General features: G+C 47.8%; 20 protein-coding genes. 13 read left to right on the top strand and 7 right to left on the bottom strand.

What is annotated here, in order from left to right; genetic code table 11:
* Nucleotides 1–335: 335 nt before the first annotated feature.
* The 6 genes from ACFSRY_RS05265 (at nt 336) to ACFSRY_RS05240 (ending at nt 7,356) form a co-directional block, all read left to right on the top strand.
* Nucleotides 336–1,256, top strand: a complete 921-nt coding sequence (locus ACFSRY_RS05265; protein WP_377503769.1) for an ABC transporter ATP-binding protein — start codon at nt 336–338, stop codon at nt 1,254–1,256.
* Nucleotides 1,253–4,873 (top strand): M1 family aminopeptidase, encoded by a 3,621-nt coding sequence (locus ACFSRY_RS05260; protein WP_377503767.1) that lies wholly within the window; start codon nt 1,253–1,255, stop codon nt 4,871–4,873. The genes ACFSRY_RS05265 and ACFSRY_RS05260 overlap by 4 nt, the downstream gene beginning before the upstream one ends.
* Before the next feature lie 244 nt (nt 4,874–5,117).
* A complete protein-coding gene (locus ACFSRY_RS05255) occupies nt 5,118–5,321 on the top strand; it encodes a hypothetical protein (RefSeq protein ID WP_377503765.1) in 204 nt (67 codons plus the stop codon).
* 11 nt (nt 5,322–5,332) lie between these two features.
* Nucleotides 5,333–5,977, top strand: coding sequence for a thioredoxin family protein (locus ACFSRY_RS05250; protein WP_377503763.1), 645 nt, complete (start codon nt 5,333–5,335; stop codon nt 5,975–5,977).
* Between the two features lie 268 nt (nt 5,978–6,245).
* Complete coding sequence (locus ACFSRY_RS05245) at nt 6,246–6,893, top strand: trimeric intracellular cation channel family protein (RefSeq protein WP_377503761.1); 648 nt, start codon at nt 6,246–6,248, stop codon at nt 6,891–6,893.
* Between the two features lie 172 nt (nt 6,894–7,065).
* Entirely contained in the window at nt 7,066–7,356 is a 291-nt protein-coding gene (locus ACFSRY_RS05240) for a hypothetical protein (protein WP_377503759.1), read from the top strand.
* Between the two features lie 49 nt (nt 7,357–7,405).
* Here ACFSRY_RS05240 and ACFSRY_RS05235 read toward each other — a convergent pair whose 3' ends face one another.
* Nucleotides 7,406–7,849: a hypothetical protein gene (locus tag ACFSRY_RS05235; RefSeq protein ID WP_377503757.1), complete on the bottom strand. Its 444-nt coding sequence runs from the start codon at nt 7,847–7,849 to the stop codon at nt 7,406–7,408.
* Between the two features lie 671 nt (nt 7,850–8,520).
* On the opposite strand from ACFSRY_RS05235, the gene ACFSRY_RS05230 reads away from it, so the two are divergent.
* From ACFSRY_RS05230 to ACFSRY_RS05210, 5 genes are all read left to right on the top strand, one after another.
* Nucleotides 8,521–8,682 (top strand): DUF1543 domain-containing protein, encoded by a 162-nt coding sequence (locus ACFSRY_RS05230; RefSeq protein WP_377503755.1) that lies wholly within the window; start codon nt 8,521–8,523, stop codon nt 8,680–8,682.
* 215 nt (nt 8,683–8,897) lie between these two features.
* Entirely contained in the window at nt 8,898–10,742 is a 1,845-nt protein-coding gene (locus ACFSRY_RS05225) for a PLP-dependent transferase (protein WP_377503753.1), read from the top strand.
* Nucleotides 10,743–10,928: 186 nt separating this feature from the next.
* A complete protein-coding gene (locus ACFSRY_RS05220) occupies nt 10,929–11,174 on the top strand; it encodes a hypothetical protein (protein ID WP_377503751.1) in 246 nt (81 codons plus the stop codon).
* A 438-nt stretch (nt 11,175–11,612) separates the two neighbouring features.
* Nucleotides 11,613–12,287: a M50 family metallopeptidase gene (locus ACFSRY_RS05215; protein WP_377503749.1), complete on the top strand. Its 675-nt coding sequence runs from the start codon at nt 11,613–11,615 to the stop codon at nt 12,285–12,287.
* Between the two features lie 78 nt (nt 12,288–12,365).
* Nucleotides 12,366–12,980 carry a MarC family protein gene (locus tag ACFSRY_RS05210; RefSeq protein ID WP_377503747.1) on the top strand — a complete coding sequence of 205 codons (615 nt, stop codon included), beginning with the start codon at nt 12,366–12,368 and terminating at the stop codon, nt 12,978–12,980.
* 4 nt (nt 12,981–12,984) lie between these two features.
* Here the strand turns inward: ACFSRY_RS05210 and ACFSRY_RS05205 are convergent, their stop codons facing one another.
* From ACFSRY_RS05205 to ACFSRY_RS05195, 3 genes are read right to left on the bottom strand one after another with little or no spacing between them, the layout of a single operon-like run.
* Complete coding sequence (locus tag ACFSRY_RS05205) at nt 12,985–13,860, bottom strand: universal stress protein (RefSeq protein ID WP_377503745.1); 876 nt, start codon at nt 13,858–13,860, stop codon at nt 12,985–12,987.
* A complete protein-coding gene (locus ACFSRY_RS05200; protein WP_377503743.1) occupies nt 13,857–15,518 on the bottom strand; it encodes a BCCT family transporter in 1,662 nt (553 codons plus the stop codon). The genes ACFSRY_RS05205 and ACFSRY_RS05200 overlap by 4 nt, the downstream gene beginning before the upstream one ends.
* Nucleotides 15,519–15,537: 19 nt before the next feature.
* Entirely contained in the window at nt 15,538–16,686 is a 1,149-nt protein-coding gene (locus ACFSRY_RS05195; protein ID WP_377503741.1) for a hypothetical protein, read from the bottom strand.
* 478 nt (nt 16,687–17,164) lie between these two features.
* On the opposite strand from ACFSRY_RS05195, the gene ACFSRY_RS05190 reads away from it, so the two are divergent.
* A complete protein-coding gene (locus ACFSRY_RS05190; protein WP_377503739.1) occupies nt 17,165–18,079 on the top strand; it encodes a bestrophin family protein in 915 nt (304 codons plus the stop codon).
* A 271-nt stretch (nt 18,080–18,350) separates the two neighbouring features.
* Here the strand turns inward: ACFSRY_RS05190 and ACFSRY_RS05185 are convergent, their stop codons facing one another.
* From ACFSRY_RS05185 to ACFSRY_RS05175, 3 genes are all read right to left on the bottom strand, one after another.
* Nucleotides 18,351–19,631, bottom strand: coding sequence for a hemolysin family protein (locus tag ACFSRY_RS05185; protein WP_377503737.1), 1,281 nt, complete (start codon nt 19,629–19,631; stop codon nt 18,351–18,353).
* 73 nt (nt 19,632–19,704) lie between these two features.
* Nucleotides 19,705–20,469: a LytR/AlgR family response regulator transcription factor gene (locus ACFSRY_RS05180; protein WP_377503734.1), complete on the bottom strand. Its 765-nt coding sequence runs from the start codon at nt 20,467–20,469 to the stop codon at nt 19,705–19,707.
* Nucleotides 20,450–21,517, bottom strand: coding sequence for a sensor histidine kinase (locus ACFSRY_RS05175; RefSeq protein ID WP_377503732.1), 1,068 nt, complete (start codon nt 21,515–21,517; stop codon nt 20,450–20,452). Before ACFSRY_RS05175 ends, ACFSRY_RS05180 begins: the two co-directional genes overlap by 20 nt.
* Nucleotides 21,518–21,850: 333 nt before the next feature.
* Between ACFSRY_RS05175 and ACFSRY_RS05170 the strand changes: the two genes are divergently transcribed.
* On the top strand, nt 21,851–24,277 hold the full coding sequence (locus tag ACFSRY_RS05170; protein ID WP_377503730.1) for a TonB-dependent receptor domain-containing protein: 2,427 nt from the start codon (nt 21,851–21,853) through the stop codon (nt 24,275–24,277).
* Nucleotides 24,278–24,378: the final 101 nt, after the last annotated feature.

Here is a 24,378-nt window from a genome sequence, read left to right as displayed (position 1 = left end):
CCAATCTACGAAACGGGCTATTGGGCCTGCAAGCGCATTGGCGGAAGCAAACCAGCCTTTGGTAGATTAAACTACAGTAATAGCATATCGCTTTTTGTGTTCCTGTGCTCTCTTTTTTCCTTTATTCTGAAAATGAGCGGGAATGCATCCTATACCCAATGATGCTTTGATAAACTGTCCCCTTGAGGGGACCACAGTGGTGTAATCGTCTGCTGATGACCAAAATTTCAGAAGATGCTTCTTCATCAGTAGTAAACACCCCTATAGTCCCCTCAAGGGACAGTTTATTTGTCGCTTCATTTCTGCCTGATTAAGAATACTTAAAAATAAGAACTATGGAAAATCACCAGTTCAACCTGTCCATCCGGAATGTGTCCAAAACTTACGGCAACGGAGTACAGGCACTAAACAATGTTTCGCTGCACATACCGCCGGGCATGTATGGATTGCTGGGCCCTAACGGTGCGGGTAAATCTACACTTATGCGAACGCTGGCCACGCTACAGGATCCGGATGAAGGAAGTATAAGTCTTGGAGAGATAGATGTGCTCCGCCAAAAAGAGGAGGTGCGTCAGACGCTGGGCTACCTGCCACAGGAGTTCGGTGTCTACCCAAAAGTAAATGCAGAGGATTTGCTGGATTACTTCGCCGTTTTGAAAGGCATTACCAGCCGCACAGCCCGCAAAGAAGTGGTAGAGCGTTTACTTAAGCAGACAAACCTATGGGACAAGCGCAGACAGAAGCTGGGTGGCTATTCCGGTGGCATGAAGCAGCGCTTTGGGGTGGCCGTGGCCCTGTTGGGGAATCCAAAATTGCTTATAGTTGACGAACCTACGGCAGGCCTGGATCCGGCCGAGCGCGTGCGTTTCCTGAACCTGCTCAGCGAGTTGGGCGAGAACAGCGTGGTGATCCTGTCCACCCACATTGTGGAAGACGTGTCGGAGCTGTGTACCAATATGGCAATCATCAACAAGGGGATAATACTTTTGGAGGCTGAACCGATGCAGGCTGTAGAGGCACTGAAAGGCCATATCTGGCGTAAGCTGATATCCAAGAATGAGTTGCATGCACTAGACCAGGAGCATCAGGTTATTTCTGCCAAACTGTTTAGTGGGCGCACCATCGTGCATGTGTATAGTGAGGAGAATATCGGAAACGGTTTTGACTTGGTGGAGCCGGACCTGGAAGATGTATACTTTAGCACCATGGCAGGCTTTAACAAGGCCTGTCAGCAAGTGGAGGAGGTAAGCATATGAAGTTACGGAAGACTTATCAGCTGGAGTTTGCATACCAGATACGCAGTGCCTCTACCTGGCTATACTTTTTGGTAGTGGCAGTGCTTGCATTTTTATGGATAATCGCAAATTACTTAAGTGATGCCCGGGAAGGTTATTTCTTGTTGAATGCGCCTATTGTGATAGCGGCCGTCACCGCTCTATGCATTTTGTTCTGGCTTCCGTTAGGCGGATCCGTGGCAGGCGATGCCGCTGCCCGAGATGTGCAGACACGTATGTATTCACTCACTTACACCACGCCAACCAGTAAAGCCACTTACCTGGGAGGGCGGTTTCTTGCCGCATTCCTTCTCAATTTAATTGTTCTGCTCTCCATTCCGCTGAGCATCCTGTTCTCTTTATACTTTACTGGTGTAGAGCCTGAAGTTATGGGGCCGTTCCGAGCATCAGCTTATCTGACCAGCTTTTTCTACATCCTGTTACCTAACATTTTTATTGTAACTGCCATTCAGTTCTCATTGGCGGCGCTTACCCGCAGGGCCATGGCAAGTTATCTGGGTGGTGTACTTCTCTTTGTGGCAGCATTCGTTTTGGAATTGATTACACATGATGCTGCAGAGTGGAAAAACATACTAGATCCCATCCATTTCAGTTCCATATTAGATCAACTATCAGGTGAATGGAGCCCGTTGGAAATGAATACGCGCCTACTCTCACTAGAAGGTCCGCTGCTCATTAACCGCATACTTTGGCTCAGCATCTCTGTTGGCTTATTGGCTTTTACTCATAGTCGTTTCAGTTTTGGTCAGCCCACAACAGGAGTTGGCAAGAAGCAGTTGAACCAAACCACAGCAAACCTGCCAGCGCAGGAGTGGCTTAAATGGAAACCGGAGAATACATTAATGCATATTAAGGGCGTTTTTGGATTTAGAACTCACTTACTACAGCTACGCGTCATCACCTGGAAATCTTTTCTACAGCTTGCAAAAGGCCGTATTGGTTTGCTGTTATTGATTGCCCTTGTCCTGCTAATAGGTTTTGCCATACCCGGAAACATGGAGGCCAAAGACGTGCCCTTGCTGCCCCGTACGGATCAGATGGTTAACTTTCTAACAGCACCTTTGGTAGAAATTAAGTCCTTCTGGATTTTGATTACTCTTCTTACTGTTTTTTATGTCGGGGAACTGGTGTGGAAGGAGAGAGAAGCAGGTATAAACGAGATTGCCAATGCAGCCCCGGTGCCGGAATGGGTTCTGTTCCTGAGCAGGTTCCTTGCATTAAGCTTTATGCTTGTAGTGTGGTTAATATTTCTGATGATAGCAGGTATGGTTGCACAGAGTAGTATAGGCGGTGCACCTATTGAGATTGGGCTGTATGTAAAGGCGCTTTTCGGGCTTCAGTTGGTAGAATGTCTGCTCTTTGCCTTGCTTGCGCTTGTAGTGCATGTGCTGGTCAATCAAAAATACCTGGGCCACTTTTTTGCCCTGCTTGCTTATGGATTTATCGCGTTTGCTCCGAGTCTCGGCATCAGCCATAAACTACTCATCTATAGTGCCAGTCCTGGGTGGTCGTATACCACTATGGCCGGCTTTAACTTATCGCTGGAACCATGGCTGTGGTTTAAACTATACTGGTTGTCGTGGGCGCTGCTGCTGGCTGTTGTGGCAAAACTTTTCTGGGTGCGGGGCAGGGAAGAAAAAATTAAATCGCGGTTCAACTTAGCTGTGCGTCGCATCACCCGTTCCACGATCGTTGTTGCTACGGTAGCAATAGCGGGCATCTTGGTATTCGGAGGTTTCACTTTCTATAACACAAATGTCGTGAACAATTACCTGTCTTCAACTGAGATTGCGGAGCGGCAAGCGCAGTACGAAAAGCTGTACGCGAAGTATTCCCGTATTCCGCAGCCCCGGCAGACAAGTGCTAGCTTACAGGTAGAGATATACCCGGAAAAACGGGAAGCAACAGTTAAAGGCTCCTACCTGCTCGTGAATCAGCATAAGGCGCCAATAGATGCTGTACATGTAGCCACTGTGCCGGGTGTTGAGACAAAGGCCATAACTTTTAACCGGCCTGCTGACAGAGTGTTTGAAGATAAAGTTCTGGGGTACCAGATTTATACTTTGAAAAAACCGCTCCAACCCGGCGACTCCCTACAACTTAGCTTTGATGTACAGGTAGGCTCACGTGGCTTTACTAACAATGGAGCTGATGTCTCGGTAACTCCTGGCAGCACTAATTTCCGAAACTATGAATGGCTGCCTGCGATTGGTTACCAGTCCTATCGGGAGCTGGATGATGCTGGTTCCAGAAAAAAATATGGACTGGCTCCACGCCCCGCAACTCCTTCACTCTACGATGTGGAAGCACGTCAGGAATCGCCTTTTTCCGAGCGTATTATATTTGATGCAGTGGTAGGTACAGACGAAGACCAGGTGGTTGTGGCGCCGGGTGTGCTGCAGCGAACATGGACAAAAGGTAACCGGCGCTACTTCCATTATGCTACAGATGTTCCTATCCGGAATGAATATTACTTTTTCTCTGCTAACTATGCCGTGCATGAAGGTAAGTGGACGAGCTCCTTGGGTGGTTCAGGGCAGGGTGTAAGCATACAGATCTACTATGATCCGGGGCAAACCCTTAATTTGGATCGCATGGTGAAGAGTGTCCAGGCTTCTTTAGACCACTACAGCAAGCAATTCGGGGCGTACCCCCACCGTACCATCCGGTTTGTATCTTATCCGGGGTACGCGTTTGGAAACCATGCTGCCCCCATCAATATTACGGCCGGAGAAGGATTCTTTCTCATGAACCCAGACAAAGACGAACGGAAGTTTGATCTGATAACGGCGGTGGTGGCACACGAGGTGGCACACCAGTGGTGGGGCAACCAGGTTGATCCGGCCCATGCAGAAGGAGCAGGCCTGCTTTCCGAGAGCCTGGCCTGGTATTCCGCTATGGGTGTGCTGGAAGACAAGTATGGGCCTGAGAACGTTCAACGGCTGTTAAGCTTTTTGCGGGAAGAGTATGAGAATCCAAAAACTCGTGCTGCCGTGCCGCTGCTGCAGGCGAATGACTGGTACCAGAATTATCGTAAAGGTCCTTTTGCACTGTATGCGATGAGCCAGTATATAGGCAGGGACAAAGTAAATGGAGCACTCCGAACTTTACTGAAGAAGCATGGCTCTGGAAAGTTTCCATTACCTACTTCGCTTGATTTGCACCACGAACTGCAGGCAGTCACTCCTGACTCGCTCCAACCGCTGCTTCATGATCTTTTTGAGAAAAATACCTTCTGGGAACTAAGCACCGAGCAGGCCACGGCAAAGCAGGTGGAACCGGGTAAATGGCAGGTGACCCTTGACGTGCAGGCACGGAAGTTTGTAGTTGACAGTATAGGAGTAGAGACTAACCTACCGGTTAATGATTGGGTGGATATAGGGGTTTTCGCCCCTACGGAAAAAGGGCAGGAGGTAGGCAAAGTGCTTTACCAGCAGAAACATCGCTTAAGCTCCGCTTTGCAGACGATTACGGTGACAGTACCTGGTAAGCCAGCCCATGCCGGCATTGACCCACGCTACCTGCTCATTGATTGGGAAATAAAGGATAACATAAAAGAGGTGAAGGTCATCAAATGAGAGTGCACAAACAAAGACAACAGTTCGAGCTCATTATATTTGATACAGCCTGTGAAGCTGATTCTGCAACTATCAAAAAAGTAAGAGATGTAGTTTAATGACGGTGAAAGAACTATAGAAAGTTTGTAGCAAAGGGTAAACATTTTCAAACCCATAAAAGGCGCTCCATTTTATATAGAGCAGCTTTTAGGGAGACAGAATGATCAAATTTATCCGTAGGATTTCAGTGATCTTGAAGACTAGAATGCAAAAGCGTAAACTGGCCTCTGATGTGTGGTTGCTTGACGAGACAGACGCCAACACCTGGATAGACAAGCTGGAGCCCAGGTGGAGCGGTGCCATACCGGCCACTATGCTCTTCAACAACAAGCGCAGGCAGTACCACTTTGTTGAGAGAGAGCTGAAGGAGAACGAACTCCAGGCCCTGATAAAACGATTCAAACCATAAACAATACTTCTATGAGAAAGATAAATTTTCTAGTGCTGTACACATGCTGCCTGTTGCTGCTTGGCTGCGATCAGGGGTCTGCAACAACTGCTGAAGCTGTCACAGACACCGGCTACCAGGTGGGCGACACCGCTACCGATTTTAGACTGAAGAACGTGGACGGCAAAATGGTGTCCATGGCCGACTACAAAGACGCCAAAGGCTTTATCGTAACCTTTACCTGCAACACCTGCCCTTACTCTGTAGCCTACGAAGACCGCATTATTGCGCTGCACAACAAGTATGCGCCCCAAGGCTACCCGGTTATCGCCATCAACCCGAACGATGTAAATGAATCGCGGAAAGATTCGTACGCGCACATGCAGCAGAGGGCCAAAGAAAAGAACTTCCCGTTCCCTTACCTGCACGACGAGACGCAGGAGACAGCGAAAGCCTACGGTGCTACCCGCACGCCGCACCTGTACATTGTTGAGAAGCAGCAGAACGGCGAGTTTGAAGTAGCCTACATCGGCACGATAGACGATAACTACAGAGCACCGGAGAAAGTGCAGAAGAGATATGCAGAAGCCGCCTTGGCGGAACTGGTAGCCAACAAAACGGTGAGCCAGGCTAACACCAAGGCCATTGGGTGTACGATAAAATGGCGTGAGTCATAATTGCCAATTATAGTCTTATACAAAGCACCTGTTGATCTTTAACAGGTGCTTTTTGTTTGCGCTCAGTACAGCAGTCATGCATCGGCTAACTCCTCGCCAACTGCTGTACCAGTACTTTATTGGGAACTTTAGAATATAATAATTCATGAACAAAGATGTTTGAAACTGGTCTTTATCTGCTTTAATTACATTACTTGTGATGGGTGTAGTATCTTGCTCACCCACGCGCTAAAATAGGTGCGTATGGCAGACATATAGAAAAAGATAAATGGAGGTTTTTTCAGAGATAAGTTTTATTGAGGTCTTAGACCTTTTAGGAACATTTGCCTTCGCCATCAGTGGTATCAGGCTTGCCTCGGGCAAAAACATCGACTGGTTCGGGGCTTATGTCATTGGCCTTGTGACAGCGATCGGGGGCGGAACCATAAGGGACCTGCTGCTAGACGTGAGACCTTTCTGGATGCTTGATGCCACATACCTGGTCATTACAGGGGTGGCTTTGCTGGCAGCCATTCTTTTCAAGGAGAAACTACTACGATTGGGAAATACCCTGTTCATGTTTGATACCGTCGGACTTGGGCTCTTTACCACAGTGGGGGTAGCTAAGAGTTTTGCTGCGGGGCTACCATTCTGGGCCTGTATCCTGATGGGTGCGATAACTGGAACGGCAGGCGGGGTAATTCGGGATGTGCTCATCAACGAGGTGCCTTTGCTGTTCCGGAAAGACATTTACGCCTTGGCATGCATCGCAGGAGGTCTCGTTTTCTTTATATGCTACCAGTTTGACTTCCTGATCCCTGTTGTGGAGCTGCTGGCAGCCGCAACGGTGATAATTATCAGGCTGGTAGCGGTGAAATTCCACATCCAGCTGCCTATCTTGAACCTCAGTCATACGAGGCAGGATAGGGAGGAATAGCGCCACTTATTCTGTTGAAGTCACTAAGGTAACTTTTGTTTTTGAAGCTTTAGTTCAGCTTACCTACTTTAATCCTGGGACACAGATTTCTAACTTAGCCCTGTTTTTACATAACAACTTTTGTAAAGCATATTAAAGAAAATAAAGTTGGCAGAACCGCCATACCTATTCCATGGCAGCCGTTAGTGCAGCACTTGTACATGACTTTGGTTTTGCTGAGCTTATGGGAGAAGAGACCGGGGCTATTCCGACGCTGTATGCTTCTCAATTTTCGTTTACCCTGCCTCAAACAGGAGTAGTTTTGAAGGTGCCAAAAGGATATATTGTACACCCAAATGGGGATGAACAATTAAAAGGCGTTGTACCTGATCATCAGGTTAGAGATCATCTGGTTGACGAGGTGGATGAGGTGCTGGATTATACTCTACATAAGCTGATACAGCGGGTCAGGCCAGAGCCATGATGTATTTCAGTTAGAGGGGTAAATACAAAGAGAAGTAAGTTGCGCGCACTCACCATGTACGTGAGGTTGCAGCCAGATCTACCCCCTGTTTATATTTTAGCCACTCAAGCGCATCTTGTCTGTTAGAGAAATACTGCACCTCAATCACAGAGCCTATCTTCCCCTTGACAAGTGCTTCTCCTGCCGCTTCACCAAAAGAGTCGGGACGGGCCACATGAGCCAGGAATCGTATGCCGGCCTTATAGGCACGAGGCAGCCAATCTTCTTCAAGCCAAGCCACTGCATCTGTCCAGGGTGACGAAAAATCGGTGTTGTCGTTCAGCCGGTAAGGGCAGCGGGTGCCTTCGTGTACCTCTAGCCCTGCAGCCACTGCCTGTTTGAGGTCCTGCTTGGAGGCAGAACTATACCACACGGCATCAACGACGTTAAGGTCCTCGTGGTACTGGATCTTATAGAAAGTCCGTCCAAATGTGTTTTTGATTTCTCTTTGCATAGGGCAGTTGTAGCTCATCCGTTAGGCTAAAATTATAAAAAAATAATTGTAGTGAAATTTAAAGACTGTTCCGGTATCACTGCAGTGGCTGATGCGGGGAAAAATTGCCAAAGTGTCCTTGGGGTCAAAAAGGCTGTATTTGCGTCTGCTTTCAAAAAAGATGATTCTTAGTTCAATTTATCTGCAGCGTTTGAATGGACACCTTGTGTATAACCTTCAAAACGTGCACAAAGCAGGCCTTAAATAGGGAAAGCATTAGTAGCGACAGGAAGTGCGCTCTGATAAGAGTGGTGGGGTAGAGGCCACTGCAACTCTTAAGGGAGGGGCATGCGAACTTCAGCAGGCTTAGTTCTTTGCTGATTGCATCGTAAGGTTCGTATCAGTTACAGCGGTTCTGGAAAGAAGGGATGAGTAGCCCATTGACCATTAAAAGTTTAAAAACCTGTTGTTTCTCTGGATGAGAACCAACAGTCTACTTTCTCTGCATCCAACATTACCATAGCTTAATAGCCTTTATATAGTGTAAAACAATATAGGATTGAACACGGTGTTACCAAAGTACATACATTTCTGAGATGAAGAAACATAAGCTATTTATGCTCATGCTCGGCTGCAGGCCTCCCGGCTGGAATACTGAGCAGCACGATGTATTTTTCGGCATAGCTTAGAAAGTGGGAGACCTGGTGCCTCAGCTCAGGAATTTTTGGCCGGAGGCAAAGGATAAGGTGCACGTGGATGCCTGGCGGGAGGTAACGCAGGTGAACGGGTACAGCGTGGAGGTTCAGTTAAGGGTAAATAGCATAGGCATGTCTGAGGCAAGTGCTGTTAACTAATATGGATTTTGGTGTCTTGGACTGTTTTCTACAGGAAGATATGGTTTAACGAACTTTCCATTTAGGGCTGCCAGTTTCTCATAACCACCTTTTCTTTTTCATTTACCGTTTGTTTCCGCATGGCCGCTTTTAGGGATGATGTAACAAATGTCTTCTAACACTTTTAATATAAATCTTAGCAATCTATATTAACGCTCTATCTAAAAGTGAAAATTATGGAAGATAATAAAGTGCTAAAATATATTAAAAATGTATTAGTAAGTATGCCTACTGACTGGTTGCGGCTAACAACCCATCGGCTGGATATTTATAATGAACAATTAGCCAAAACACAATTCCTGGAGCAGTTCGAAATTCTGGTTAAAGAAAATAATTCTGAAACGTCAGCGCTCAGTGAACTACCCACTGCTTTTGACTATATTCGGTTAGGCCATCCATTATCATCAGTACTGGAGTGGACAATTGCTAAGTTGAATAATCTAAAACCAGAAAATGTAATCAGTTTTTCTTCCAGGACGGTTCCTGTATTAGCAGTTCTAAGAAAAAACTTACTGGATCATAAGAACACCCAAATCGTTTATACCGGCACACTACCGGAATCTTTTGATGCTGAGGTACTAAAGGGCGTTTACAATTATAAATTCGACTTAAAGCATGTTGAGAAAGTAGAGGGGATTTCGGAGTTTAACGGCAGTACCATTTTCGTTTCACAGGAAGATGAAATTGGTCATGCTGATCTCAATCCGAATATTGACTTCTTTATCAAAGCTCACCCTCAACTTGGAAGCATTTTATTGGTAAATGGTGAACAAAATGATGAATATATTTCAGAAATTCAGCATGTGCGCAGGAGAGAGACCATTGCCATGACCCCGGCCAATTGTTTTGCTGCCTTGCAGAAATTAACAGGGGAATCTTCTTTCAATAATGAGCAGCGTGACGTCGAGAAGAACAAAGCAAGTGTCTTAGAGTCAATCAGAAAGATCACCGGTGCCAAAACAAAAGCATTGGTTGCTTCATCGGGACTGTCTATGCAGTATGCGATTATGATGGGCCTGGTGCACGATGCTCTGGAAAATCATAAAGGAAAGGGAATCAGATTTATTGTTCCTCCCAATTGCTATGGTGGAACAAATGACCAGGCAAGACGAGTAGCTGCCTGTATTGATAATGTTGAAGTGGTGGACTTACCGGTTGATGGAAAGCATGATATGGTTCAAAGCATTGACACGGTGCTGGACAAAATTGCTAAGGAAGATGCTGTTCCTTACATCATCGCTGAGATACCAACGAACCCAAGAGTTGAGGTTCCGGATCTTGACAAATTAAGAGATGTTCTAAGAAAAGAGCGTAAGACTGCAACAGGTGAAGTTGCCATCGATCCGGTTTTTATCCTGGATCAGACATTCTGCCCTAATGTGCAGTTTGTAAGTGAGGATAGCATACTCTCCTCGATCAGGACCATATCCTATGTGAGTGGATCGAAATTCCCGAGTGGCGGAAAAGTTACTGCCGGCTACTGTGTGGTAAACTCAAAAGCTGAAGCCTTGCTGGGAAAGATAGAGAAGCACCTGATACTTTGCGATAACGAGGCAACAGACCTTCAGATGGAGATACTGGCAGAGCAATTGCCTTCCATGAATCAAAGGATAGCAGATGCCTACAAGAACACACGGGAGTATGTGAATTTTATAAAGGATACTTTACCGGAGGCGAAGATCAATTTTGTTTCAGAGGAACTGGCTCAGCAAGGATTTACGCCATCCGTGTTTTCACTGGACCTTCCCACTAAAGGGAATACGGATGAAGAAAGGGAATCCTATAAAAGAGCATTGAATCAAAAACTGATCGATTTGATGATCAGTGAGATTCCCAGTGAGAGTAAGTACTGTGTGAGTTATGGGCAGCTAAAAGGCTGTTACTGGACGATACCTGCAACATCCACCCAGGGCACGACCAAAGAAGCCGACAAAGACTATATTGCCCGTGTGTCACTATCACCTGATATGGATCTTGAACTTCATAAAAAAGTCTTTGTGGATTTTGTTGAGCAAATTTGATTCTGGCGGAGGGACTACAGCACAACAAGAAACCACTAAAGTGTTCACTAAAGCGGGCCAGATTATGTCTGGCAAACATGAAGGTAAAAAGTGGTTGTTTGGGCTGACACTACCTGTTTGCATGAAAAATTTCTCCAATCAACTGTTGCAATTCCAAGCGGGGTTATCTCAGCTGCCAGCAAAGATATGCTCTTCACGGAGACAAAGAATGCTTCCGGGAAGCCAACGGGCATATGCCTGTCTTGGTTCTCTGGCACGTTGAACAGGGTGCGCTACTACAACCATGCCGGCGGCGGAGGCGGATACTATGTGGAAATGAGGCTGTACCCGGAGGAGGGGCTGGGCACACTTGTCTTGTTCAATAGATCAGGCCTGAGGGATGAACGCTTTCTGGACAAGGTGGACACGCTCTTCTTTTCTGAGGCAAAATAAGGACTTTATTAAATGCTTCTTTTGCGTTGACCTCCTTTGGTGTAGTGTGTGCTGATTCGTGTTTAGGTAGAACTGACAACCTCTATGTAGAACGAAGGATGAAAATATCAAACCATATTAACACTGATTTAACGGTTTTAGTCAGTCTTTTGCAGGTGGAAAATGATATGCTGGGAAAGATTTTTATATCATTTATTTTAGGAGATGTGTTGTTAGTATTTGAGTTTAATTAAATCAAAAAAGACAGTATAAAGTGGTTGGAATATCAGACTTTAAATAGCAGTTAGTGAATTATTTAGCTGCATGTAATCAGGTTAAAGTCCATCTATGCCTATTGGAGACTGTTTTAGTACAGTCCATATGTTCTTATGGTCTAAAATTGGAAAAAGAACTAACGCAGCTGATACTACTTGCTACCAATCCCGTAACAGACATGACATGTTTGGGATAAATGACATACCAAAGTTCTTTCTGGCCTTCTTCCTGGTGCTTCCCATTATCTCGTTTGTGCACGAGGCGGGGCATGTGTTTTTTGCCTGGCTGATGGGTGGTAAAAACATTAAAGTAACGATTGGGTCTGGAAAGGTACTGTTCCGTTTAGGCATACTGGAGGTGCGAAAATACTACTTCTGGTACGGCCTCTGCACCTTTGATAATCTGAGGCGCAATGAGCGTATTGCCAACATTCTCATTTTCTCAGGTGGTGCTCTTTTTAATGCAATAGCAGCGGGGGCGGTGATATACCTGGTTGAGCACCAAGTGTTGGAGGCTGGCATACTCACCTACCAGTTCACCTATTTCTCTTTGTACTATGTCTTCTTTGCGCTCCTACCCATGCCTTACCCGGATGGCAACGACAGCGACGGCAAAGTAATACTTGACCTGATCCGCAACAAGGCAGGGGTGAAAACCTACCGTGTTCAGTGGAGCCAGGAGAAGAAGCAATGGTGCGTACTGGATCATGACAGAAACCTCATTAAAGCTTTCGATCATGAAAAGGAGGCGCTTGATAAGGCGCAGGAAGAGGCACAACAAAACCGCCCTAGTCGTCTGCTTAACAGCAAAAGCGGAAAGGAAACAGAAGTGCAGAATTACCCGAAAGTTCCCCTTTAATTGTGGTTTGCTTGCACAGTCCGGAATCTTACTTCATGATGTACCGTAACTCCAAAAGCATAAAACAATACCTGACCTATGATAGCAGCTATATTGAGTTTTCTTGTGATGCTGAACCCGTTTGCGCTTTTCCTGTACCTAAAGCCAGTCATGGGTGACCTGTCAGACGCTGACTTCAGGTCTGTGTTTTTAAAGGCCTCTGTTATTTCGTTTTTCATTTTCCTCGTTTTCCTGCTTTTGGGAGATATAGTTTTCCAAAAGGTATTCCGTATCAACTTCGAGTCCTTCCGGATCTTCGGCGGCATTGTGCTCTTCTCCTTTGCCTACATCTTCATCGTGCAGGGCAAGAAAGCTTTTATTCAAATCAAAGGTGATCTACATGATCTGGCCTCTGAAATAGCCTTGCCTTTTATGGTAGGGGCAGGTACTATTTCTCTCACTGTTCTTATGTCCGAACAGCTGGTATTGTGGCAGGGAGTTCTCGCCCTTTTTCTGATCATGCTCATCAACTTTGTTTTTATTATGGGCATGAAGCAGGTAAGGCGCAGTATGCGCTCGAAAAGGGTGCAACTGGCTTTTGATAAGAACATGGAGCTGCTCCTGCGTATCAACGGTTTTTTTCTGGGAGCCATCGGTGTGGATATGGTCGTGTTGGGTATCAGCAACCTGGTAGGAGCAGCTGCACAGTCCTAGCGCTTTACTTTATCACTTCCTCTGAATACACAAACCACAGTGGAATATTGATGTCCATGTTATATAGCTTTGTTGGTACGCTGCCAAGGCTCAGTGATGGGATAGGATTGTTTCCTTTCAGGCCTACCACCAGCAGGTTATACTCTCTTTTATGCAGTTGCATTTCAATTCGCTCTGCCACGGTTTTGCCGGCTGCCCGTACCAGGGTATAAGGCACGCCAGCTATTTCCCCATGCTTTTTCTGCAGGTCAGCAAATTTACCTTTTACGACTTCCTCCGCCTTTCTGATAGCTTTTTCCTCTGAGATCAGCGGGAAGTACTGCGTAGGCAGTTTGTATACGTGCATGATCTCCAGGTTGAGGTTCAACTGATCAGCAAGACTCTTGCTTAAGTGGAGTGCATGAACGGATGCATCGGAAAAATCGATAGGTGTGAGTACATTGGCGATGTTAAAACTAGCAGTTTCCGGTAACACCAGTATGCTGCAGGGTAGGATTCGAAGCAGTTTGGTACCCAAAGCCCCCGTACTCTTGTCGCTCATGCGCTTGCCCAGCAACGTCAGCTTTACGCTATAGCGTTTTACCAGTTCAGCCATCATCACTTCTGTATTCGGCTCCTCGCTTACGAGTACTTCATATTCGGTGGCTCTGCCAAAATGTTCCGTAACAATGTCTGTTATGTTGCCTTCAATCTCATCACTAATATTAACATCCCCGAAGTACTCCCTGAAGTCATCGCTCAACTCCGAGGTCTTAATGTTGTGTACAAAGAACACTTTTTTTACCGGCAGGCGCTCGCACACAGTTCGGGTAAACCTTACCAGTGTTTCGTCTATATCGCTCAGGTCGAGGCAGACCATCATGGAATCAATTGCAATCATAGCTTTGGTTTATTAGGAGTGTCATCTCTTTTTTCTACTGATGTCTTTACTTCCTGCTTGGCGGAGCGTTTGGCCAGCACGTCTGCCACCAGTTGTTGGTAGTCTTTCCGTTGCTGAGCCTTCCCAAGCTTGCTCTCTTCTTCAAATTCTTCGCTCAGGCCCCTGTATAAACTGTAGCACATCAACAGCAGTATAAGTGCGAAGGGCAGGCCTGTTATAATCACAGCTGTCTGCAAAGCCTGCAGTCCGCCACCGATCAGCAGTACTGCCGCAATAGCCCCTTCCGCCACCGCCCAGAAAACGCGTATGCCCGCTGGTGAGTCTGTTCTACCTCCGGAAGTGAGGCTGTCTACAACAAGAGAGCCGGAGTCAGAGGAGGTAACAAAAAAGCCTGCTACCAGAATGATACCTATAACAGAAAGGATAGTAGAAAAAGGCAGCTGCTCAAAGAAAACAAAAAGGGCAGTAGACATATCAGCTGCCACGGCCTCGGCAACAGCTGTTTCACCGGCCAATACATCCCGCAAGGCTGTACTGCCAAACACTGTCATCCACAGAAATGAAAGCAGTGATGGAACGATCAGCACGCCAAGTACAAACTCCCGGATGGTACGTCCCTTGGAAACACGGGCAATAAAAATGCCCACGAACGGAGCCCAGGAAATCCACCAGGCCCAGTAAAAGACTGTCCAGCCACCTTGCCAGTTCCGGGAAGAATAGGCTTCGTTCCAGAAAGACAGCTGCAGAAAGTTGCCCAGGTAAGAGCCGGTGTTTTGTACATAGGAGCCAAGTATGAAAACAGTCGGACCCAAGAACAGCACCGCCAGTAGTATCACGAGGGCTATGCGTATGTTCCACTCGCTCAGAATTCGCACGCCCTTTTCTACACCCGTTACCACCGAAATAGTGGCTATGGCTGTGATGCCTGCTATCAGCATGATCTGGGTAGATACGTCGCTGTCGATGGCCGGGAATACATGGTTCAGACCAGCAGCAACCTGCTTTACACCCAGCCCCAGTGAGGTAGCCAGACCGAACAGTGTAGCCAGTACTGCCAGAATATCTATAATATCGCCTATAAGGCCATGGATACGCTCCCCCAGGAAAGGGTAAAATACAGAACGAACGGTTAAGGGAAGTTTGCGGCTATAGGTAAAATAAGCCAGTGAGAGCCCTACTAGTGCGTATATAGCCCAAGCATGGAATCCCCAGTGCAGGAAAGTGAAGTTCATGGCTTGTCTGGCCGCGGCTGGTGTACCCGGTTCGCCCAAAGGCGGCGTTTGAAAATGGTTGATTGGCTCAGCAATACTCCAGAATAATAAACCGATACCCATACCAGCACTAAACAACATCGCAAACCAGGAGGAGGTGCTGAATTCCGGCTTTGCTTCCTTGCCTCCCAGCCGTATGTGGCTGAACTTTCCGAAAGCCATATAAAGGCAGAAGATCACGAATACATTTACGCTCAGGATAAACAGCCAGCCCATATTAGAGGTAACGGAGGCCTGTGTTTCACTGAAGAACACTTCGGCGCTTTCCCTGAAGATAAGAACAAGTGCTATGATTATTACCAGGATTACAATGGAAGACCAGAATACAGGGCCATTCACCTCCAGGCCCAACGACTTCTTTGTGTCACTTCTCGTTACTTTGCTCATTTATGGATTGTTTTTCATGTCAGAAATAGTATCCCAGGTTAATGTTAAAGCGCATGTGCCAGTCTGTGTCTCCTGGGGTACCTGCGGTAAAAGCGTTTTCCCACTCTGGCCCCAGCCAGGGCTGGTTATAGCCAAAGGCTGCGTCTGTGTAGATGTACATGGGGCCGGCAGTCCATAAGGCGCCAAGCACGTTCATATGTGAGTTTTCAAAACCACTTACCCGCTTGTTGTAGTAACCGTAGTTATTGTAGAGGGTAATACCCTGCAGCAGGCGGGTTTCTAAGGGGATGTGGTAAGCAATGCCTGCTGTATAAATCTCACCTTTGTTGGCTACATTATAGTTTGCGCCGTATGCTCCCATCTCCACAAAATTCAGGTTGTTACCGGGTGCATATTCCGGGTTGATACGGTAGAACATGGCCTGCAGCTTTATATTCCAGAGACTATGGCCTGTTTTGTATTCGTAGTGTATGGCGCCGGCATACCTGGTGCCATTCTCTTCTGTGTCTAGATTGTAGAGTAACCCACCCTGTGTTGATATTCCCAGTTCATGTGCAAGGCTATCGCCCAGGCGCCGGACCACTTTAAAATCCAGCTGATTATTCTCTTTGTTGCGCCCCAGTATGTCATAAGAATAGCGGTCAGGACTCCCTTCTGCTGCACTGAACACAAGATCTTCGGCGCTTTTATAGTATGCTGCCTGCCACTTCCATCGGCCTGTATCTCGGATGTACTTTATGCCCATGTCGTGGTCATCTTCAAAGCCTACATAGTAGGTCATGTTAAAGAACCAGTTATTGGAGTTGTATTGCTGAATACCGAACGGCACCTGGTTTAGCCCGACCTGTATCTGCGACGCTTCGGAGAAATCATATTGAAACCAGCCCTGTTTGAGCATGCCACCACCAAAACCCTCGGCATAGTGGCGGTATTCGGCGTTCAGTTTGATGCCTTTGTAGGCTGCCAATACATTAATGCGGAAAATATCAAAACCAAAGTCACCGCCACGTTCCAGCTGGTCTTCCTTCCAGGTGGAGAGGTTGTAGTTGAAACGTAATGCGACTCCAATGTCTAAGAAAGGTTCATCTTCAGGTTTGCTTTCCGGAAATTGGGCAAAGCCAGGAATGGTGATAAGACAGACAATAGATAATAAAAAAAATCTGAACATAGTTGATGACAAACTTTGGTGCTATACCTAGTCTATTGGTTGGACGCTTCTTACTCTTAAATGTTACTATTATCAATTGTTAGTGACTGTTTAGGTGTGATAGCTACTGATTGTCGCTGCCTCAGGCAAATCAACATATATCTTGTTTTTGGACACATCAGTGTCAAGAACCGGCAATAAAAAGCAGGGACAGCAGAAGAAACAAAAGGCATTGGCTTTCCCATATAGAATGTGCAGCAGGGCGATCTTAGGGATGGGATATAGTAGGGGGTAAGAAAACAAAAAATCCTTTCCGTTACTGAAGAAAATGGAAAGCGGCTTGGACAACAGTTTAAACCGTTTTGTTATTATTTACTCTGTAGATCAAAAGGCGGATAGTATATTTTTCTCATCAGGCTTTTAGATGCCTAAACCGGTAAAGCTATAAAACAGTAAATTATAGTTTAGTGAAAATTCAGTAACAAGAATAAGTGTTAGTATGCTAGTAGAAAAAAGAATCCCCTTTCGCTATATCTTCAATAAAATAAAGTATGACGTGTTCCGGGTCCTGCTTTTCTCAGTCGCCTTCCATTTGCTCAAGTACTTCTTTGCAGACTATCTGCCTCTTATCCCATTCCAACTTCCCACCATTCTGGGAACCTCCATTTCACTGCTGCTGGCATTTAAGCTTAACCAGTCTTACGACCGCTGGTGGGAGGCCCGCAAAGTATGGGGTGCTATCGTGAACGACTCACGTTCTCTTGTGCTGCAGTTGAAGGCCTTTATCAAAGACGACTACTTAATGGTTGGGGAGGAGCGGCCTTTGCTGAACAGGATATCTTTCCGGCAGATCGCCTGGTGTTATTGCTTAGGCCAATCCTTAAGAGGCTTAGACCCAATTGCCGAAAAGCAGAAGGAGCACCTGCAGGAGGAGGACCTTCTGTATTTAAGCAAGCAGAACAACAAACCATACGCCCTGCTGATGCTTCACATAAAGGATTTGAAGGAGCTGCATCGTAAGGAGGCCATAAATCCTTTTCAGCAGGTCCAGCTGGACAGCACCATTGTGCGTCTCTGCGACTCAATGGGAAAGGCCGAGCGAATCAACAACACTGTGTTCCCGGTAACCTACGGCTTGTTCCTGCACTTCTTTATCTACCTTTTCCTGGTGATACTTTCCCTGGCCCTGGTGGAGACTATAGGGCTATACGAAATTCCGGTTCTGACGCTGATTGCCTCCACCTTCTTCCTGATTGAGAAAACAGCGAAGCACATGCAGGACCCTTTCCGCAATAAGCCTACGGACACATCGGTGACGGCCATAGCCAGAACCATTGAAATCAACATAAAACAGGTTCTGCAGGAGCCAGAGGTGCCAAAGCCACTGGCTCCTGAGAAGTTCTACTTAATGTAAACTCCACTCAAACAGGCATCATTTTGGGTTTTGAGCAGGAGAATGACTTATGTGCTTCTGAACCTTTGTCCACAAATTTGCAAAAGTTTTGCGGTCCTGCTTCAATGAAGTTGTTTTCGCCTTGCGGCCCGGTGCCTTTATGCTGTTACCACTTGAGAAGGCCTTTCTGTAGCATATCAGAGCTTTGGCGACTCGGAAGCAGGTAGAGCTTCGGCTGATTTGTTTTTTCTTTTACAGGAAAGGGTGCCGCCGCTGGTAAGTAAGAGCCGGGTCACTCCTGCGCCTTCAGGATTACCTTGTCCACCCTATAGCCATCCATGTCCACTATCTCCAGCTCATACCCCTGCAGCGGCACCTTCTCCCCGGAGGAGGGGAACCGGCCCAGCGTGTAGGAAAGGAAGCCCGCCAGCGTGGCATAGTTTTCCGGGTCCCTGCGGATGACCTCCTGCCGCAGCTCCCGGTTCAGCTCGTGGACCTCCACCGAGCCGCTCACCAGCAGGGTGCCATCGTCCCTGCGGATAATCTCCGGCTCCTCCACCTCGTCCAGGTCCGGCATGTCGCCCACGATTGCCTCCAGTATGTCGTGCACCGTGATGACGCCCTCCGTGGTGCCATATTCGTCCACCACGATGCCCATGTACTGCTTCTCCTTCTTGAAGGTGTTGAGCACGGAGTTGGCCCGCATCGTCTCGGGCACGAAGATTGGCGGGTAGAGCACGTTGCGGAGCGGCTCTGCCATGCTCCCGGCCAGGTACTCGTAGAAGCGTTTGGCCGTTAGCACGCCGACCACCTTGTCGAAGCCCCCCTCGGTGGCGGGGAACCGGGTGTGGGCGCTGTGCTCTATGGTTTCCCGTATGCGCTCGAGCGGTTGGGTGAGGTCGATGAACTCCACCTCGTTTCGGTGCGTGCGCAGGTTCCTGGCCCGCTGTTCGGCGTAGGTGAAGATGTTCTGGTGCAGCTGGATCTCGTCCTTGGCCAGCACGCCCTGCTTCCCCGCCGTCCGGATGATTTGCCTCAGCTCCTCCTCCGACATCTTCTCCTCCGATGGCTTTTTGATGCCCATCAGCCGCACGGCCAGGTTGGTCGAGCCGGAGAGCAGCTTGACCAGCGGCATGGTGGCCCTGGTGAACACCCGGATAACAGGCGCCACGGCAAGGGCTATCCGGTCTGCGTTGCCCAGCGCCACGGTCTTGGGTATCAGCTCCCCGACCACGATGGAGAAGTAGGTGATCAGCCCGACCACCAGCACAATGGAGAGGGTGTCGGCATAGGGGGCGAGGAGGGGGAGGCCCCTGAGCCACGCCTCCACGTCATCGGAGAGTGCAGCCCCTCCGTAAGCACCAGACACGATGGCAATCAGGGTGATGCCGACCTGGACGGCCGAGAGGAAGTTCTCCGGGGACTCAAGCAGCTCCAGAACCGTGCCTGCGCTTTTGCTTCCCTGCTTTGCCTTTTGGGAAATCCTGTTTCTGTTGACCGAGATGATGGACAGCTCAGAGAGGGCGAAGAAGCCATTCAGTAGGGTAAGTAGTATCAGGATGAGTATTTCCATGTATTGTCTTTGATTAGATTCATTTGTGTCAAAGCTGAGTTGCTATCCTTTAAAGGCTTTTACATAAAATAGGTTACAAGTCCAGCCACTCTTTGAAATCTGATGCTTTGCTGCTGCTGATGATAACCTCTTTCTCGGAGGCAGGTTGTAAGAGGAGCGAAAGCCTCCCTTTAAAGTAGGGGCGTACTTCCTGCACAGCCTTGATGTGCACAATCAGGTGCCTGTTGGCCCGGAAGAATGATGAGCCATCTAACTGCTCCTCCAGCTGATCCAGGGTATAGTTCACGATAAAGCGCTTTCCTTGCTGCGTTACCAGGAACACAACGCCTTCCTCCGCCCAGAAGTAAGCTACTTCCTCCACGGGTATGGCTTTTATGGCTTGGCCGTGCTTTACAAGGAATCTGGATTTTGCTTGCTGCTGCCGTGTTTGCTGTGCCTGCAGAAGCTGTTGTAGGTTTCCCATACCTTGTGTCAGGTGCTGTTGCTGGAGGTTTTCAAACTTTTTCAATCCCTGTGCTACATCCTCCGCTTTTATTGGCTTTAGCAGGTAATCCACGCTGTTTACCTTAAAAGCCTCTATGGCATATTGGTTGTAGGCCGTCGTGAAAATGACGGGGCAGTTTACCTCCACCTGTCTGAAAATCTCAAAGCTGTTTCCGTCCGAAAGGTGTATGTCGCAGAAGATCAGGTCCGGTTTCTTGTTCAGGCTAAGCCACTGTACCGTCTCTTCCACAGAGCCCGGCGTGGCCAAAATTTCTGACTGCGGCCGCAGCCTTTTTACGATAGAGGCCAGGGCATCGGCAGCTAATTGTTCATCCTCAACTATAACTACTTTCATAGGTTGCTACATCAAGTAAGGGTAAGGCTACAGTGAAAGACTGCTCGCTTTGTTTTATTTCTACTTTCTTGTCGGTTAAGTACTTGTACCTGCTGCTGATGTTCTGTAAGCCTACTTTGGTTGAAGCTACCTCCTCCAGACGGGGCTGCAGGTTGTTCTCCACCACCAGTTTCTCGTCAACGACATAGATTCTGATGTGCAGCGGCTTTGTGGAGGTAGAGCCATTGTGCTTGGTGGCGTTCTCCAGCAGCATCTGCAGAGAAGTTGGAGGCAGCTGCAAGTGGAGGTACTCTGATGGCACCTCTACCTGGAACTGCACATTGTCGCCGAAGCGGGTTCTCATAAGGTAGATATAAGCGTTTGCCAGAGACAGCTCCTGCTCAAGCGGTACCAGTTGCTTATCGCCGCTGTCGAGCAGGGCACGGTATACCTCAGCCAGCTGGCTCAGGAAAGTAGCGGCTTTGTCCTGATCAACATAAATGAGCGAGCTAAGCACGTTCAGACTGTTGAAAAGGAAGTGCGGGTTTACCTGGTTCTTTAACGCTTCCAGCTGTGCCCTGAAGTTCTCCTTCTGTAGTTGCTCGGCCCGCAGATGCTCTGCCTGTAGCTGCTTTATGTTGCGCTGGCGCTCTACAAAATAGTAGAAAAAGAGCGAGGCCACACTGCTAATAACATAAGCTAACCTTAGCCGCTCTGGAAGCAAAGCCAGTTTTGCGCCGAAAAGGGAGAAGATAAAGGTGTATGGTAGATAATACATCAGATACCAGATGGCAATGCTGATTACTACAACTGTTACTCCTTCCAAAGCAGCTTTCCAACTGTTCGGAAGACTTTTGATTGGCTCCGAAGTAAAAGCTTTGGAAATAACTATGTGCGACCAGAGCAAGGCGAACAGAAAGAAAAATGCAAAAACAAGCTCAATTAGTATGTTCTCATTAAAGAACCAGATGGTACCTGCATGTATAAACACCACGGCATAGTATAACAGCACAGTCGTGAGCGCTGCGATTGCGATTTTTCTGAGGAAGAATTTATACTTGTAGCGCATCTGTTTTATCGGGTAAAGCTGAAACCTGCTATTGTGTGGGCTGGTGTTTCGCTACTGCATTTTTTCGTAATTAAAGCCATTTAAACATAAGAAACAAGCAGTTGCCTTGGCGGGGCGGCTGGTCTGGCTACTTTGTTATACCCGCTTCATTCCTTTAAACGGCAGTTTCATGCGGAAGGCATTCCATTTCATTTAGCCCATATCCTGGTTCATTCCACTCAGGTCCCGGTTCATCAGAATCAGATTTCATAGCCATTATGTGCTTTACATCTTTGTACTACTTCAGCGGAAGAGCTGAACGAAAAAGATTTAAAACCACAAAAAAATAAAACTATGAAACGTTATCTACTTCTGATTTTCCTGACACTTTCCGCACTTGGTCACGAGGCACTGGCACAAGGTGTATTGTCAGGTACTGTTAAAGATGAGCAGGGGAAGGCACTGGGCTTTGTGAACGTAGCGGTGCTAAAAGATTCTGACGAGGCCGTAGTGACTGGTACAATTGCCGACATGGAAGGTGGCTTCCGTATCGTTACGCCTGCCGCCGGTATCTATAAACTGAAGCTAAGCATGCTTGGCTACACGCCCACGGAAACCGTTCCGTTCAAGGTGACCAGCAGTAACTTCAGCAAAGACTTTGGTAGCCTGTCTTTGAAAGAAGACGCGCAGGTGCTGCGCGAGGTAACGGTGCAGGCCATGCGCCCGACCGTAGTTGCGCACGCCGACAAAATGGTGGTAAATGTAGCGGGAACGGCTATGGCTGCTGGTGCTACTGCCTTTGAGGTGCTCACCAAGTCGCCGGGCGTTTGGGTGGACCAGGACGGGAACATCAAGCTGAACGGCAAGGCGGGCGTACAGATTATGATCGACGGCAGACAAGCTTACCTTTCAGGTAAGGAGCTGCAAAACCTGCTGCAGAGCATGTCAGCTGATAACATCAAAGATTTAGAGATTGTCACCAACCCGTCAGCTAAGTATGATGCAGAAGGCGCTTCGGGTGTCATCAACATCAACCTGAAAAAAAACACTACCGGCGGCATGAACGGCAGCGTGTATGCTGGTTACCAGTACAGCGACTTACACGGCTATACAGCCGGCACGGACCTGAACTATAAGCAGGGGAAGTGGAGCTCGTTTGTAAACCTGGATGTGGCAGAGCGCACTAACTACCGCACCAACAACATGCAGCGCATTTACCTGGAAAAGCAAGGGCTACAACTAAAGCAGTATGTAAAGCAAGAAGGCACTCGCTTCATACCTGCCATACGGGCAGGTGCTGACTATATCCTGAACAGCAAACACAGCGTAGGCTTTCTGGCAAATGCCTCCTTCTACACCACTGAAGACAGGATCAACACCAACGCTTACCTGCGCGACAACCAGCCGGAGAACGACCTGCACATCAAGGCTGCCAACAGTTCTGAGACACAATACGGCAACACCACCTTTAATGTGCACTACCTGGGCAAGCTGGACTCCCTTGGTACTACTTTGTCGGCTGATGTGGACTATGTAAGGCTTACGAGCGATGATGCTTCCCGCTTTCTGAACGTGTATGACAGCTTAGGCAATAGCTCACCGAGCGTAACAGACCTGCTGACTTCGGAGAACCCCAGCAACTATAATATTTACGCTGCCAGGGCAGATTTTGCCAAGCCACTTGGAGAAGGCCGTAAACTGGAGTTAGGTACCAAAGCAAGTCATGTGGTGTCTGATAATGAGCTGAGGTTTTACCAGACGGCTGACGGTAAAAAGATATTGGATAACAGCAGGAGCAACCACTTCATCTACACAGAGAACATTTATGCCGCCTACGCTAACTTTTCTACAGGGTTGGGAGATAAATGGAGACTACAGGGAGGTCTGCGGGCTGAGCAAACGGTTACAAACGGAAAATCCTTAACCCTGAACAAACGCAACAAAAACTCTTACCTGGACCTGTTCCCAAGCCTGTTCCTGCAGCAGACCGTTAACGAGAACTACCAGGTCAGCTACAGCTACAGCCGCCGCATCAGCAGGCCGCGCTACAGTGCGCTGAACCCTTTCGTATTGTACCTGGACCCTTACTCGCTCGTGTTGGGCAACCCGGATCTGAAGCCACAGTACACGCACTCATTCTCTGTGACCCAAACACTGCAGCAGCGCTACAACCTGGTGCTCGATTATGCTGTCACAAAAGACTTTATTGTGGAGGTTCCGGCAAAGACATCATCAGACGAGGTAACCTTATTTCAGCAGCAGAACATGGACGACATGCAAAGCGCAAGTGCGACACTGGTTGCCCCGGTAAGGGTGGCTGCGAAGTGGGAAATGAACAACAGTGCTACGGTGCTGTTCCAGAGCTTCGCGCAGACAAGAGGTGACCAGGTGCTGGAGAACGAGCAGGTAACGTTTATGGCACAGTCGAGCCACAATGTGCAGTTGCCGGCAGGCGTGCGCATGGAGGTTAATGCCGGCTACCGTGGCCCAGTGGCTTATGGCTTGTATGAACTGTACGGCAACTGGTGGGTGGATGCCGGTCTGAAACGCTCGTTCCTGAATGATAAACTGGACCTGAGCCTGAACGTAACCGACATATTCAGAAGCAAAAAGATGGAAGGAGAGACACAGGTAGAGGGTTACGCCATCAGCGCGGAGCAGTATCATGGCACGCAGAGCTTCCGCATTAACCTGCGCTACCGCTTTAGCAAAGGTGCAAAGGTGGAAATGAAAAAGCGCAACATAAACCTGGATGAGGTGAACAGGGCAGGGGACAACTAAAGATGTAGAGGTATCAAGCAGGTGCAATCATAGAATAGCAAGCCTATCAGGTACAGTTACATAGTTTAAATGAAAAGTGTAAGTGTCCAAGGACAGTTAGA

It is taken from the genome of Pontibacter locisalis (assembly GCF_042684605.1).
Classification (GTDB): Bacteria; Bacteroidota; Bacteroidia; order Cytophagales; family Hymenobacteraceae; genus Pontibacter; species Pontibacter locisalis.
Note: the sequence above shows the minus strand (reverse complement) of the source record. Positions and strands in the feature narration are given on the sequence as shown.